This window comes from Zoogloea sp. JDB1, assembly GCF_056724025.1.
The window spans coordinates 3,485,568-3,500,682 of record NZ_CM161496.1; the positions used below are offsets into that span (position 1 = coordinate 3,485,568).

General features: G+C 62.9%; 8 protein-coding genes. 1 reads left to right on the forward strand and 7 read right to left on the reverse strand.

Annotated elements, in window-relative coordinates; genetic code table 11:
* Positions 1-71 precede the first annotated feature (71 nt).
* From AC1PPK_RS15710 to AC1PPK_RS15740, 7 genes are all read right to left on the reverse strand, one after another.
* Entirely contained in the window at positions 72-1,040 is a 969-nt protein-coding gene (locus tag AC1PPK_RS15710) for a metallophosphoesterase (protein WP_481113969.1), read from the reverse strand.
* A gap of 27 nt (positions 1,041-1,067) precedes the next feature.
* Positions 1,068-1,898 carry a hypothetical protein gene (locus AC1PPK_RS15715; protein WP_481113970.1) on the reverse strand — a complete coding sequence of 277 codons (831 nt, stop codon included), beginning with the start codon at positions 1,896-1,898 and terminating at the stop codon, positions 1,068-1,070.
* A gap of 140 nt (positions 1,899-2,038) precedes the next feature.
* Entirely contained in the window at positions 2,039-4,021 is a 1,983-nt protein-coding gene (locus AC1PPK_RS15720; protein WP_481113971.1) for a sigma-54-dependent Fis family transcriptional regulator, read from the reverse strand.
* 431 nt (positions 4,022-4,452) lie between these two features.
* Entirely contained in the window at positions 4,453-4,956 is a 504-nt protein-coding gene (locus AC1PPK_RS15725) for an acetone carboxylase subunit gamma (protein WP_481113972.1), read from the reverse strand.
* 23 nt (positions 4,957-4,979) lie between these two features.
* Entirely contained in the window at positions 4,980-7,304 is a 2,325-nt protein-coding gene (locus tag AC1PPK_RS15730; RefSeq protein ID WP_481113973.1) for a hydantoinase B/oxoprolinase family protein, read from the reverse strand.
* Between the two features lie 29 nt (positions 7,305-7,333).
* Positions 7,334-9,481, reverse strand: a complete 2,148-nt coding sequence (locus tag AC1PPK_RS15735) for a hydantoinase/oxoprolinase family protein (RefSeq protein ID WP_481113974.1) — start codon at positions 9,479-9,481, stop codon at positions 7,334-7,336.
* Positions 9,482-9,732: 251 nt separating this feature from the next.
* Positions 9,733-10,254, reverse strand: coding sequence for a hypothetical protein (locus AC1PPK_RS15740; RefSeq protein WP_481113975.1), 522 nt, complete (start codon positions 10,252-10,254; stop codon positions 9,733-9,735).
* Between the two features lie 887 nt (positions 10,255-11,141).
* On the opposite strand from AC1PPK_RS15740, the gene AC1PPK_RS15745 reads away from it, so the two are divergent.
* Entirely contained in the window at positions 11,142-14,996 is a 3,855-nt protein-coding gene (locus AC1PPK_RS15745; RefSeq protein WP_481113976.1) for an nSTAND3 domain-containing NTPase, read from the forward strand.
* The last annotated feature ends 119 nt before the right edge of the window (positions 14,997-15,115 follow it).

Genomic DNA, 15,115 nt, shown 5'->3' on the forward strand with positions numbered 1-15,115 from the left:
GGCGGAGGCTCCAAATCTAGCCCACTCGGCGCCGAAGTTGAACGGACTTGTATGCCGATGGGCAGGTGCGCTCAGGGAGCGCAGCAGAAATGGGCGTCGTTCAGCCGGGTTTCCCCGTTCCAGCGATACGCCACCAGCGGACCGCCGTTGCCGGCCGAGTAATCGACGCAGGCGGCGTTCGGCGCGAGCACGTGGGGTTGCCCGGTCATCCAGTAATGGCCGAAGAACACCGGCCGCGGGTCCTGGTTGTCGATGCGGGCGTAAGCGGGGATCGGCGTGTCCGGCAACTGACTGCGCAGTTGCTCCTGCACGAGGGCAGCACGCCGGCAGGTGATGGCCTCCCGGTCCCACCAGCAGATGCGCATACGGTGGCGTGCGATGCCGTCCTTGTCTTGGTACGAGACGCCGTCCGGCAGCGCGATCTCCAGTCCTTTGGTGAGGATCTCGGCAGCACGGAACAGGCTGGGTTCGGGGGTATCCGTCACGGAGTCGTCGTCGGGCTCGCGGGTGGCGTCAGGAAGGGCTGTCTGCAGCAGACGGCCTTTCTCGACGTAGCCTGTGCTGTTCAGCCAGTCCATCAGCCCCTGGTGCCAGCAGGCGTGCACGACGCGGATGCCCGGTAGTTCCAGCCACAGGGGTAGGGTCCGGAACCACCCGATGAGCTCGGCGTGCAGGGCCGGGTCGTGCTCCACCTCGTCGAGGAAGCGCTGATGCTGGATGCGGTTCTTGTGTCCCCAGCGGGCGCTGTAATGGCGGCGCAGGTATTCGCCTGGATGCAGAGGGTCCGGCGTGTGCCAGGCGATGGCGTTGAGTTCGTGGTTGCCCATCACCGCCAGCGCCGCGCCGCTTTCCTCCATGCCGCGGGCGATGCGGACGGTGCGCAGCTGCTGCGGGCCGCGGTCGATGAAATCGCCGACGAACACGGCCGTGCGCGACGGGTGGCGCCACACGCCGTCGCGCACGTGGTAGCCCATGTGCTGCAGCAGGGCTTCGAGCTTGTCGGCCTGGCCGTGAATGTCGCCGATGACGTCGTACCCCACGGTGGCTCCTCGAACGTTGCGCTGGCTTCAGCAGCCGCTGCCGTCCGGACGGCGGCTGAAGCCGAAGCTGCCGCCACCAAGGCTGGGCGGTTGGATGCAGATCATCAGCGCCAGGGACTTGGCGGATTTCACGATGTCGGGCGGGAAGGCCGAGAAGGGGATTGCCCGCTCTACCACCGATTTCACGAAGGCGATCTCGTCCTGCTGGTCGCCGGCGTTGACGACCTTGAAGCTCTTCAGCGAGCCGTCCGGGTTCAGGCGCACCTCGATGGAGGCGTTGCGGATGCCGCGGGTGCGCGGGTCGTTCTTCACGAAGGCGGCGCTGCGGTTGAGCTTCTTGACCAGCGCGTCCATGTAGAACTCGAGGCTGAAGGGATCTACCGGCGGGCTGTTGGGGATGCGCTCGACCAGATCTTCCAGGCTGCTCGAACTGCGCCCGCGAGACTCGCGCATCTGCTCGCGGCCGATCTCGCGGGCCATCGCCATGGAGCGCTCGGCGAGGGTCGGCGGCGGTGGTGGCGGCTTCTTCGCGTCGCGGGCCAGATCGTTGAGGAAGTTGTCCATCTCCTCCTTCTGGGCCACGCTCCAGGTCGGTGCGGGTTCGGCGCTCCGGATGGCCGGTGCGTCCGACTTGCGGGCGGTCAGGATGCGGGGACGGTTCTCGGCCGCCTTGGTCTTCGGCTTTGGTGCCTTCTGCGTCTTGCGTGGCTCGGCTTCGGCGACCTTGACCGGCTGTTTCGGGCGCGGCCTGATCTCCGAACGGGGGGCCGGCGGCGGAGCGAGGCGGGCTTCCAGCCTGGGGCTGTCTTGTGTCTGCTCCGGAGGGTTCAGCTTGACCAGCAGCAGAAGGCCATGCACGAACAGAGACGTCGCGATCGCCAGCTGGAGGGCGCGCGAGGACCTGGATTGGGGCGAGTCGAACATTGGCCGGATTTTAGTCCGGCCAGCGGCAGGGCGGGCTGCTTTTTACACAAACCGCCCCGTTTGCAAGCCTGCTGTCAGGCACTGGTGCGGGCGCGCTCCCGGTCCACCTCCAGCCCGTAGCGCTTGAGCTTGAGATACAGCGTGCTCTTGGCGATATTGAGCTGGCGTGCGGCCCAGGTGAGGTTGCCGCCGGTGGCGGCGATAGCGCGGCGGATCAACTCCAGCTCGCCGTCGGCGATGCTGCAGATCCGCGAGCCACCGCTGGCGGCTGGCGCTGGAACCTCGATGTCCGACAACTCGGCGGGCAGGGCATCGGCGTCGATCTCCGGCCCGTCGCTCATCAGCACCATGCTCTCCACCGCATTGCGCAGTTCGCGCACGTTGCCGGGCCACGCATAGGCCTGCAGACGTTCCAGGACGCCGACGCCGAGCGGGCGTTCGGGCAGGCCGTGCTGGGCTGCGAAGCGGGCGAGGAACAGGTCCACCAGCAGCGGAATGTCCTCCCGCCGTTCGCGCAGCGGCGGCAGATGCAGGGTCGTGACGGCGATGCGGTAATAGAGGTCCATGCGGAAGCGGCCGGCGGCGACCTCCTCGCGCAGGTTGCGGTGGGTGGCGGCGACCAGGCGGAAGTTCACCTTGCGCGGGGCGTTTTCGCCGAGGCGGTGGATCTCGCCTTCTTCCAGCACCCGCAGCAGGTGGGGTTGCAGATCGACAGGCATCTCGCCGATTTCGTCGAGGAACAGCGTGCCGCCATCCGCCGCCTCGATCTTGCCCATCATGCCGCCCTTGCGCGCGCCGGTGAAGGCGCCTTCCGCATAGCCGAACAGCTCGCTGGCCAGCAGCTCCCGCGACAGTCCGCCGCAGTTGAGGGCCACGTAGGCGCCGCCGGCGCGCTGGCTGGCCTCGTGAATGCCGCGGGCAAATTCCTCCTTGCCGACGCCGGTCTCGCCGAGCAGCAGCACCGGCACCTTCGAGCGGGCCAGCTGGCGCGCCTTGTCGATGGCCGACAGCAGCGTCGGGTTGCGGCTGACCAGGGACGCGAAATTGCGCACCTTGGCCGGGCTGTCGGGCGGCGTACAGCTCGGCGCGGCCTGCTGGATGGAGGCCGGGCGGGTGCCGCGGGCGAGGGGCATGATCAGCAGCGTGCCGAGGCGCAGGCCGTGGCTCGTCACCGGCACCAGCCAGTCGTTGTTCATCCATTCGGGCAGCGGGCCGACTGGACCGTCGGCACCGAGAGCCATTTCCGGCAGGCGTGCTGGGGCAGACAGGTCCATGTCGCCACCCCGCGCAGCGACGGCGGTGGCGGTGTGCTCGTTGATCTTCACCGGCACGCCGCGCCGGTCGAAGAGGATCAGGCCGTCGGCGGCGCTGGAGCCCCAGCGGCCCATCGCCCCTTCCAGCAGGCGGCAGCGAAGCTCCATCTCCCGCGCGGCCAGGCGGCTCTCGATGCGGCTGGCGGTGGTGACGGCGAGGGCCAGGCTTTGGCGGTTATAGGTTTCGGACAGGCCGGAGACGTCGATCACGCCGACGATCTCGCCGCTCTGGGGATGGCGGATCACCGCTGCCGAACAGGTCCACAGCTTGATGCCGGCACAGAAGTGCTCGGCCGAATGGATCTGCACCGGCTGGCCGACGGCCAGCGCCGTGCCGATGGCGTTGGTGCCGCAGATGCGCTCGCTCCAGTTGACGCCGGGAATCAGGCGGATCGATTCGGCGGTATCCACCGTCGGCGTGTCGCCCTCCATCGTGAGGATGGTGCATTGGGTGTCGGCCAGCAGCATCATCGTGCCGCTCTCGGCGAGGAAGTCCCGCGCGTAGGCCATCACCGGTGCGCCGGCCTCCAGCAGTTCACTGTTGCTTTCCCGCAGCGCGTACAGCGCGTGTTCGGGCAGGGGATCGGGGGCGTAGCGGCGGTCCGGGTCTACGCGGGCGTCCTGGCAGCGTCGCCAGGAACGGTCCACCAGGGTCCGCAGGGTGTCGTTGCGGGCGGCGTCGCCGCTCAGGAAAGATTCCCAGGCGGCCATCACAGCGGCGTTGTTACGCGGATTGGAGAACACATGTCCCTCCGTGCGGTATTTTTCTCACGTCTTCCTCCTTTGGTTGCGTCCCGTTTGCGGCGGACCGCTATCGATGGATGCGGCCGTTTTAAGGGTGGGTTCTGCGCGCGGACGGGACGGGTGGCTTGGGTCTGTACTGTGCCTCCGATCTGGAATTGCCAATCAAGAAATGGAACTGCCGATCTGGAGATTAGCAAACGTGGTGCCATTTTCCGCAATTCGCTGCAGGCGAGGCTGGGCAAGGAGCGGGTGGCGGGGAGGGCAGGCGGTCGCCTGTCCGGGCGTCCGGTTTTCGTACGTTCGGCGCGGCGTCCGACTCATTTTCGGACGCTCGTCCGAGACGCGCCGGCCGACAGGCCGAGCGCATCGCAACAACAAAAAAGCGGGGCCAGCCGTCACGGCTGAGCCCCGCAAAGCGCTTGCAACCCGGCTTAAGCGCGTTCCGGCACCGGCAGGCCCATCCAGTCCTTGTAGAAGGCCTCAATGTCCGGCTCGAAGTCATGGATCACCGGGTACCACGGGGTCGGTGCTTCCACGTCGTGCATGGTGCCGCAGGTCGGGCAGTAGTACTCGCGATACACCTGCCACTGGGTATCCGGCGCCATCAGTTTGGGATAGACCTCGGTCATCGCCTCCTCGGTGTCGCGCACATAGATGGCGGCGTGGAGCTTCCAGTTCTCGCGGTAGTCGGCGAAGACGTGGCCGCAGTCGCACTGGGTGACCCATTCCTTGGTCTTGGCGGACTGAACGATGTAGAGGTGCGGGCCGAGGGGCAGGACGATCTTGTCCTTGAACCCGACCTTGGCCTGCAGGGCCGCGACGTACTGCTCGAAGCGGCTGTGGTCCTTGGGCATGGACAGCATGCGGAAGGTGGTTTCCCAGTCGAGCGTACCTTCGACGAGGTGGGCGACCTGCTCGTTGGTGTAAGTAGACATGTTCGGACTCCTTGATTCCGTGATTACTCTTCGACCTGGACGACGGTGGTGACGTCGGGCAGCAGGGACAGATCCATGCGGTGCTTGGATCCGTAGGACGGCACGCCCAGCTCCTCCTCGCGCACCAGCCAGTCGGCCGGCAGGTTCCAGAAGTCCTTGAACTGCTGGGTGAACTTCTCGGACAGCGCGAAGCTGGTGGCGAACATGTGCTGGACCTGGATGGAGGCGTGCTTGTTGAGGATGCGTTCGCGTTCCTCCTTCATCCATTCACGGGTCGGCAGCGCGCGGGCCAGGCGTTCCTTGCGGATCACGGCGCGGCGGGCCTGGGTCTTGGCAGCATCCACGGTGAACACGCCCTTGGCGTCCTGGGTGAACACCGCGCCATAAACCTTCTCGGCGTACTCGGGCAGCAGGAACTTCTGGTTGAGGTCGCCCTCGATGGCCTTCGGCTCGCGGTCGATGGGGTCGCCGAAGCCGGGGCCGCCGCGCAGGTAGTTGAGGTAGAGGTCGTGGTTGGCGTAGCAGTCCTCCGTGGTAATGCACTGCTTGTCGCGCTTGACCGTGGCGGTGGCGTCCAGGTGGCGCTCGTAGTCCGGGTTGGACGGATCGAGGTCGCCGCCCAGCGGCAGGCTGTCGCCGATGGCGATGCGGTTCTCCAGCCCGGTCTTGTGGGCCTCGAAACGGTAGCCGGTGGCCGACGGATAGCCGCCCATCAGGCCCCAGTCGCTGTTCATGAAGCCGTTGCCCATGAAGAACATGGTCCAGTCCTGGGCGTTCCACACCATGCGCAGGGTCTCGAAGCCGCAACCGCCGCGGTACTTGCCGTAGCCGCCGGAGTTGGCCTTGACGTTGCGACCCAGGTAGAGCAGCGGTTCGGCCATCTCCCAGATCTCGATGTCGCCCATGTCGCCTTCCGGGTTCCAGATCGCGGCGGCGTGGTTGAGGCCGTCCTTCACTGCGCAGGCGCCGGTGCCGCAGCTCGATGCTTCGAAGCTGTTCACCGCGTGGATCTCGCCGTCCTGGTTGATGCCGCCGCCCTGCAGCCAGTTGGAGGTGTTGGCGTTACCGGCGTTAACCTCTTCCAGATAGCCACGGCTGAAGTAGGACTGGCCGAGGCCGCGCCACAGGGCCGCCCAGCCGGACACCAGGAAGTGCCAGGCGTAAGCGTGGCCGGTGCGGCGGTCGTCCGGGTTGCACCAGGTGCCCTTGGGCAGGCGGAACTCGGTGGCGTAGTAGGCGCCGTCGTTGATGCGCTGGGTCGGCACCAGGGTCTGGCACATCATCACCCAGATGCCGGAGGTGAAGGCCACCTGGTGGGCATTAAAGGTATGCCAGCCCCAGCGGCTCGCGCCCTCGAAGTCGAGGCGCCACTTGCCGTCCGGTTTGATGGTCATCTCGCACGGCGAGTGCATGATGGAATCGAGCTTGGCGAAGGCGTTGGAGACCTGCACGTCCTCGTGCTTGTAGGGCACATCGACGAAGGACACCTTGCGGTACTTGCCGGGCAGGGTCATCGCCTTGATGCGGCTCATCAGGCCGCGGCGGCCTTCCTCGATGACTTCATAGGCGAACTTCTCGTAGGCCTCGATGCCGTCGGCGCGGATCACGTCCTCCACCAGCTCGCGGATCATGTGGCAGCCGGCGATACGGGTCTTCTCGTCGAGGATCCAGTACTTCGGTGTGCGCACCGAGCGCTGGGACTCATGCAGCCAGTCGCGCAGCGGCTCGTCGTTGATGCCGGTCTTGCGGCAGGTGATCATGTAGCCGTCGCCGAAACGCTGGGTCTGGCCGGTGGACATGGAGCCCGGCGTCACCGAGCCGGTGTCGATCACGTGGGTCACGCCGCCGACCCAGCCGATCAGCCGGCCTTCCCAGAAGATCGGCACGATGGTGGCGATGTCGCAGGGGTGCACATTGCCGATCGAGCAATCGTTGTTGGTGAACATGTCGCCGGGATTGATGCCGGGGTTGGCTTCCCAGTTGTTCTCGATCATGTACTTGATCGCCGCGCCCATCGTGCCGACGTGGATGATGATGCCGGTGGAAGTCAGCACGCAGTCGCCGACCGCGTTGTAGAGCGTGAAGCAGAGTTCGCCTTCCTGCTCGACGATGGGGCTGGCGGCAATCTTCTTGGCCGTTTCGCGGGCATGCACCAGGCCGCCGCGTAGCTTGGAGAACAGCTTCTCGTAGCCGATCGGGTCGCTGTCGCGGAACTCCAGCTTCTCGATACCGTTGTAGCAGCCGCTGGCCTGGGTGCGCTCGATGATGCCGTCGCGGAACTGTTTAAGGGTCTGGCCGTTCTTCAGCAGGTCGGCGAAGCCGAGCTCATTCTTGTTCATCATGTTCATGACGATGTCTCCTCAATGGTGTGTGTGGCCTAGCGGACTTCCTTGAGATGGAAAAGGCGGTGCTTGTCGATCGTGGTCGCGAAGCCGTCCGGCACGACAAAGGTCGTTGCATCGGACTCGATGATCGCGGGGCCCACGATGTGGTTGCCGGCCTTCAGGCTTTCCATCTTCCACAGCGCCGCATCGACCCAGCGCTTGTGGCGGTAGAAGGGGCGGGTGCCCAGGTAGGCGCTCTGCGGCGGGGTGGGGCCGGCGTCCTCGTCTTCCGGCAGCACCGGCTTCTGGGTCACCACGGTGCCGCGCAGGATCGCGCCGGTGATCGAGAAGCCCAGCTCCGGCGAGCGCGCCGAGCTGGCATACACACGGCCATAGGTGTTCTCGAAGGCATCGACGATCTGGTTCCAGTCGGCGGCGCTGGCAGCGGTAGCCACCGGCGAGACGATTTCCAGGTCGTTGAGCTGGCCCATGTACTGCATCTTGTAGCCGGGGATCAGCAGCACGTCCTCGGCCTTGTAGCCATTGAGCACGAACTCGTCGATGACCTTCAGCGCCAGTTCGGACCAGGCGTCCTGCAGCGTGCGGCAGGCCGCTTCCTTGTCCGCATCGGGAGCGAGCTGGGCGACGCCCAGGTCCACCGACTTGTCGTAGCGGTACTCGAAATCCGCGCAGGCGCAGCCGAAGGCCGAGAAGCCCGCCGCCCAGGCCGGCACCACCACGTCCTTGAAGCCGACGCCCTCGGTGTAGCCGTAGGTATGCACCGGACCGGCGCCACCGTAGGAGAAGCAGGTGAATTCGGCCGGGTTGTAGCCCTTGGCGCTGATGTTGGCGCGCAGGTACTCGGACAGGGTCAGATCGAGCAGCTCGATGACGCCGGCTGCCGCATCCTCGACGGAGAGGCCGAGCGGATCGGCGATCTGCGCCTTGATGTGGTCGCGGGCGCGCTGCACGTCGAGCTTGATCGCACCGCCCAGGAAGTTGTCCGGGTTGAGGTAGCCGAGCACCACGTGGCAGTCGGACACCGACACCGTATCCAGACCGCTCTCCGGCCAGCAGGTGCCAACCCGGTAGCCGGCGCTGTCCGGGCCGAGCTTGATCGACTTGCTGTAGGGGTCGAGGCGCACGAAGCTGCCGGCGCCGGCACCCACCGAATCCATCGCCACCAGCGGCAGGGACAGCACCAGGCGGGCCATGTCCGGGTCGGACTTGATCGCGAAGTTGCCCTTGGTGATCAGCGCCACGTCGAAGCTGGTGCCGCCGATGTCGGAGCAGGCGATGTTCTCGTCGCCCAGGTATTCGCCGAGCAGCTTGGAGCCGATCACGCCGCCAATCGGGCCGGAAACGATGGTGCGGGCCAGTTCCTTGGCCTTCCAGCTGATCGTGCCGCCGTGGGTGGCCATCACGCGCAGGTCGAACTTGGCGCCATGCTTCTTGAAGCGGTCGCTGACCTTCTTGAGCGTCTGGCGGGACGGCTCGGCACCGTAGGCCTCCAGGATGGTGGTGTTCATCCGGTGGCTTTCCTTGCGGGACGGGTAGTAATCCACCGACGCGAAGACCGGGATGTCCACCTTCAGCTTGGCCAGTTCCTCACGGGCAATGTCGCGGGCACGGGTCTCGCTGGATTCGTTCTTGTGGGACTGCAGCAGGCAGATCACGATGGCCTGCGCACCGGCGGCGATCAGCTCGCGGGTAGCCTGGCGGACTTCCTCCTCGCGCAGCGGGATGACGACCTTGCCCTGCACATCGGTGCGCTCGGTGACGCCGCGGGTGCGGGAGACCGGCACCAGCGGCTCGTCGTAGCGGTGGGTGTTGAGGTGGATGCGGTCTTCCAGCGCGTAGCCCAGATAGCTCTGCAGGGCGCGGCCCATGGAGTGGATCTGCTCGAAACCCTTGTTGCAGATCAGGCCCACGTCGAGGCCCTTGCGCATCAGGATGCGGTTGAGCATGGCCGTGCCGGAATAGACGCAGGTCGCCAGTTCCGGATAGACATCGTCCACCGTACGGTTCCAGTGGGCGAGGGCGTCTTCCGACGAGTTGAAGATGGCCAGCGATTCGTCGGCCGGATTGCTCTGCGCCTTGCCGACGACGAAACGTCCGTCGGCCCGAACGAAGAAGGTGTCGGTCATCGTGCCGCCGGCGTCGATGCCCATCACCTGAACCTGTGATTGTTGGACTTCCATTGTTGTCTCCATTTCTCCTTGGTTTGGACTGGTGCCGCATTCCGCTGCACCCCGGGGCGAGCCGCTGTCCCCGCAAGAGATAGGGCAACGCTTGTGCCAGGCCAGACAGAAAGGAGATAGAAGACTGAAAGTAAAGGAGTTTTAGATTCAGGCCGACTGCCGGAAGGGATGGGCTGGCGGATGAATCGGCGACCGGGAATCGGACGTTCGTGCAGGAGTCGGACGTCCGGCCCGCGGTCGTGGAAGGGGGATTACTGGCTGCACCACTCGCCGCGTTCGCCGCTGCCATCGCGGGACTGGCGCTCGGTGAGGCTCATCGTCGAGCGGACCTTGCCGGTGCCGGTGTCGAACAGCGCGTCGAAGCGCGCCGGCTCGTTCCACGCATCGCAATACCGCCATTCCCACACGCGCTCGTTGCGCGCGGGGTAAGTCACGGTCCAAGGGCGATAGGGAGGCCCGATCTCCCGCATCACCGCATCCTCGTCCATGCCCGGCTGGATGCGCGCGAAGTGCTGCATGTCGAGCACGTTCTCCACGCTGCGTACCCGGCCGTCCGTATCCGCAATGCCCATCCAGGTCTGCATCCCCATCGGCGACGTGGTGAAGGCCAGCCGCTCGCCGCCGCCGTCCGCCGGCCAGCGCTTGGCGGGCGGCCCGAAGCGCGTAACGAGTTCATCGACGGTCGCGACATTCGCCGGAAAGCGCGGGCCGGCGCAGGCGGAGAGCAGGGCGGCGAGAGGGGCGCCCAGTAGAACGGCAGGCAGGGAGTTCATGATCGGTGCGCGGTTGGAAGCGAAAAGGAACGTGCACTGTTTATGATGCCCGCGGCGGTCAGCATGTTCCCCGGTGCTGTTTGATGATGACTGCGTGCACATGAAACACGCCAGACCGCGCAGCATGTATGCCGACGTGAACATGAGAAGAGGCGCGGTCAACATTCGATGCTGCCGCCGTCGCATCGATCAAGGCGGACGCAACATGTCATGCAGCGCGCGGATATTTCGATATTGGGGCGGCGTGATTCGATGGTGCAGGCGTCACATGAAATGTGGCGCCCTTCCAGAAAGGGTGTGCACCGGGCAACATCGAATGGTGGCAGGGGAATACTCAATGTTCACGATGCAGGATCGAATGTTCACGCCGGAGTATTCGATGCAGCATCGGCAACATGATCCACTTGGGGTGATGGATGCTGATGCGATGCGGGTTCAAACTCCAGGCGTCGTTGGGATATTCAATCGTTTGGGGTAACGACGAGTTCTGGAGTTGAGAGGTCGTGTGGCCTGGATACTCGATGGCAGGATATCGGCCGGAGCGGCCAGCCACCTTGGCTGTCGGATTAGTCCGCTAAGCGCCTCAAAACTGCCGTATTGATATCGAGATTCGACTGGCAGCCTCCTGAAGCCGGAATGAATCAATCAGTTCCTTCGGAATGGTGGGCAGCTTCGCTGCCGGTTGCTCCTTGTCAACATGTTATGCCTCACACACAAAAATTCGGACAGGCTCGCTCCTTTTCAAGAAGCTACCATTTGGGCTTTGGAGACATCTAGCGAAAGCGGTCACTGGCGGGCAGACAATTCAATCTCCGCTTCCAGCTTAACTCTGCAGTTACATTTACTCGGCCGTTAGTAAGCGCCGATCCATTTGAAGTTCTAAGATCATGTCAATCGAAATTATCGGCCCCGAACGTTATGAGTTCCAGTACCACGTCACACTGGAGCTTGTGCTCCGATTCTGGGCCCACGATGTGCGTGCTGTCGTTGACAGCGGCGGTGAGGATTCGACGCTCCACGTCGTGCTTGATGGCAACCATGTAGAGCTGGAACTGCAGGTCAAAGGCGCCGAGCGTCACACCAAGGCTGTCGACGAAGCAGTGTTACGTGAGTACCTTGCGCACTTTCCAAGCCGACTTTCGACAGGCTGCTTGCTTGAAAGGCTTTTGAAACAGCCAAGCAAGTTGGTGCTTCTAGTCTGCGCTCAGCGTGCCATGGACTTTGCGTCACCTCTGACAGTTAGGCCGAACTGGCGCGGAGAGGCCCACCGGAAACCACCACTGTCCGCAGGTTCGGCGCGGTCGTTGTTGGCTCAAGTCGTTGCATCTACGCCCGTCAAAAACACGGAACTAGAACGCGACAGAGCAGCGGCTTTCTCCGCCCTCGGGCAGACGACCCCCGCGACCGAGCTCAATGATGCATTCAAGCGCTTGGTCTTGCAGGACAACGTAACGAAGGAAAACGTCATGGCTCGCCTGTTTGACCACTTACGCGACCTTGGGGTGCCAAATGACAGAGCGGAAGGCACGCTCCTTCAGATGCTGCAACGAGTGCGGGACAGCAAGGGGTCAGGGAAAGATGTGGTGCTAGCGCTCAAGGATGTACTGAATGCTGAGGTCGCTTCTTCGGTTCGGCCCAGCAACTATGTGCCTCGCGACGCTGAACAACTTTGGGTCGCAGAGCTTACAGCCCAACGCGCTCTGTTACTCTCGGGGTCGCCTCGCTGCGGCAAGACTGACGCTGCAAAGTGGGTCGCTGGCGCCTTGCAAGAGTTGGGTTTTGAAGTCTTGCGCACTAGCTTGGTTGACGAGGCCGAACGTATTCTCCTAGACAGACGTCGCGCCGAAGTTCTGGTCGTCTTGGACGACCCTCTTGGCTCCGACTTCGAAGCAAATTCGAAGGCCGGGCAGGCGCTGAAAAGCCTCGATTGGCTCATTCGAGGGCTTGAGCCAAATCGGCGCTTGGTAGTGGCGCAATCGCAAGAAGTACTTCTTGCTGCTAGAGCCACCGATTCTCTAGAGAAGGTGCAAACCGGAAACCTGCCCTGGCATGACTTGGGTGTATATCCGTCAGGATTTTTGCTACGGGTCTGGGACGTGCAGTCGCAGTGCAATCAGGTCTCGGATGAGGTGAAGGACGCAGTGGCGTCCGCCATTGCAAGCGGAGAGATTGACGTACCAGTCGGCGTATTGACGCATGTGGCGGCCTACCATCAACAGTTGCAGGGCGCAGACGTGGTACGTCAGGCACAAAGCTTGGCAAGCGAATCCGCTATCGAGTTCGCCATGACCCTGCGCTCCAGTGGAGCGCAGGAAGTGGTGCGTGCGTTGGCCATAGGCTCCACGGCAATAGAAACTTCCGCGGACAGTGAACTGGCATTCATCTTGGGAGAAGGGCTGGAGCTCAAGAGGCCGGTTCCGTACGAGTTCTTGAACTTATCACCTGACAGTCCTCTCCGGGCTCCTGTCGCAGCGCCGACCTATGCCGAAGAACCAACTTTGCCAGTGAGCGCAAGGCAGTGCCTCACCAATTTGGAGCTGCACCGCGTGCTCCGCCGCAAAAAGGCGAACCACTTCGAATTCTCCCATCCGTACTACCGTGCGGCTGCTCGTGCTGTCGTGAGACAGGCGGTATCGATGGAAAGGGACGATGTGCTCTCAGCGATAAGGAGAGGGCTCTTCGCGCCTTCGCCAAGTACGTCGGTCGCAACAGCCAGAAATCTCTGGTGGCTGCATCGTGACCTGGAAGAGTCTCTCGGTCTTGGCGAGTCCCTGGTCGATTTGGCGGAGGGTGGGCTTCATTGGCACTTTCCGACCACCCGAGATCTCTGCTACGAATTTCTGCTTGACGTCGTCAAATCTGAACCCGAGAGATACTTGGAGAGGCTTCAGTATTGGGTCAACTCTATTGGCCGTATCGAGCTCGAGGATGTCGTCTGGGATTGTGGTGAGCCATTCTTCCCGGTCGATAACGACCATACAAACCTGTCCTTCCTAAGAACGATACCCGCTGCAAATGAAGAACGCGTGCGCCAGACAGTAGCAAAACTTTGCGCGGGTAATGCGCTTCCAAACCCTGGGAGCGCGGTGGAAGCGCTGCGCTTCTTCAAGGCTCAACCGAGCCAGCTTGAACCCGACGTACTGCTTCGACTGCTGGGCTTCTCCGAAGGCCTAATTCGAGCAGAGGCGGCCTATACCTGGTTACTCGTCGAGCGGGCGGATGACGATGAGATTCTGGAGCGACTCCGACGCGATACGCATCCGTCCGTTGTGGGTCGAATGCTAGATGCGGTTACCAAGGGGTGGAACACCGTCGGTTCGGACCGAAAGGCGAAGCTGGCTGCACTGCTACGAGCGTCTAGCGCTGAACCTGAGACCGCTGCAATCGTAGTTTCACGACTGCTGGCCCACTTCTACGCAGACAATGACAGGGCCTGGAGCAGCGATAGGGTACTACAGCCATGGGCTCTCGTCGGCGAAGTTCTAGCCCCCGCTCTTAGAGTCTTTCCCAGCTCGTTTCGCATGGCAGGGGAGCGTCTGTACGACGTCTGCAATACGGCGCTTGCCTATTTATCCTCGTCGTCTTCTGAGGCTGTGGTCAATGCTTGGATCGACTGGCTGCATATTCGAATCGCCGCTGGGCACCTACCTGACGACTACATGCTTGGTCTGGTGACGGGCTTGCTCGATGCGCCGGCGTTATCTGCAGAGGACAGGCGAGCGACCATTGAGAGGCTGCTCGCAGTGCCAAGCACCGGCGCAGCCTTGGTCTTTGTGGCCAATCTTGTGGCGCGCTGGAATGACCTGCGTGAGGACGAACGCTCGATGGTCATGAAGCTTTTGGCCAATGGACGCGATGATGATGTATGGATGAAGGCTGCAGCACTCACACAAAACTGTGTTCCCACAGAAATTCAGGAGCTGCTTCTTGGTGCAACTGATGGGTTCCATATGCCGGCAGCCCAACTCATTGACCACATGCCCCCCGCGTTGCTGACTGCCTGTGTGCGCATGCATAGAGGAGCGCCGCAGCCTCTGTGGTACCTAGGCCATCACCACGACAACTCGCCAACTTGGAAGGGTGTTATTCGGCAATTGGCTCGAATGCCGAATCATCCTCTATTTGAAGATTGTCTCGACGAACTCTTCAGTCTCGAACGTAGGTACGGTGAAGAGGAGCTCAGTCAAGTGATTCGCGAGCTGGATGCATCTGGTCGTGAACGTGTGTTCAACCTCCTTTTAGGCTGGAAGACGGAGGTAGTTGGCGAGTGGCATCAGCGAGAGTTTGACCTCCTGCTCAAGCTGGCTCCCAGTGACGACTCCCGTGCTGAGATGATTAGCCGCATGGTGGAAAAGTCCGATCGAATCATCGAAACGATAGAGGACATCAACGAATGGTCGCACCGCTTGGATACCCGGGAGGCGCTCGAGAATGCCTTCAAGAACGACTTCGGGATTCGTCAAATGTGGAACGCATTAGCGAAACTCGATGTAAGGGCGACTACTGAGATTAGAATGGAAATTTCTAATCTTCTGACATCGATGGTCGAGGAGTTTCCTCCCAGACTTCCCTCCACTCATTGGGATGTGAATGGATACCTGAACGCGCTTGGTGTGGAGGGCGATTTCTTAGGAAGAGCTGCGAGTGTGCGCGAGAAGGCGATCGCAGACTTCCTGGAACTGCGTAGCTCGAAGGTGAGCCCTCCGGCTGTATGCTTGCCAGATTGGATTGGCCCCAGGTGAATCGCCTATGCTGTGATAGGCAACTACGAAAGTCCGTTTTTCGACGGAAACCTGCCGCGCGATCCGTCGCACGTCGATGGCGGCTATGGCCCAATGTTGCCGTTCAGCTTTGAGGAAAG

What these genes read in the sequence shown, in the direction of transcription:
- AC1PPK_RS15725 (WP_481113972.1), bottom strand. Translation starts at nt 4,956, where the DNA reads ATGTCTACTTACACCAACGAGCAGGTCGCCCACCTCGTCGAAGGTACG.
- AC1PPK_RS15730 (WP_481113973.1), bottom strand. Translation starts at nt 7,304, where the DNA reads ATGAACATGATGAACAAGAATGAGCTCGGCTTCGCCGACCTGCTGAAG.
- AC1PPK_RS15735 (WP_481113974.1), bottom strand. Translation starts at nt 9,481, where the DNA reads ATGGAAGTCCAACAATCACAGGTTCAGGTGATGGGCATCGACGCCGGC.
- AC1PPK_RS15740 (WP_481113975.1), bottom strand. Translation starts at nt 10,254, where the DNA reads ATGAACTCCCTGCCTGCCGTTCTACTGGGCGCCCCTCTCGCCGCCCTG.
- AC1PPK_RS15745 (WP_481113976.1), top strand. Translation starts at nt 11,142, where the DNA reads ATGTCAATCGAAATTATCGGCCCCGAACGTTATGAGTTCCAGTACCAC.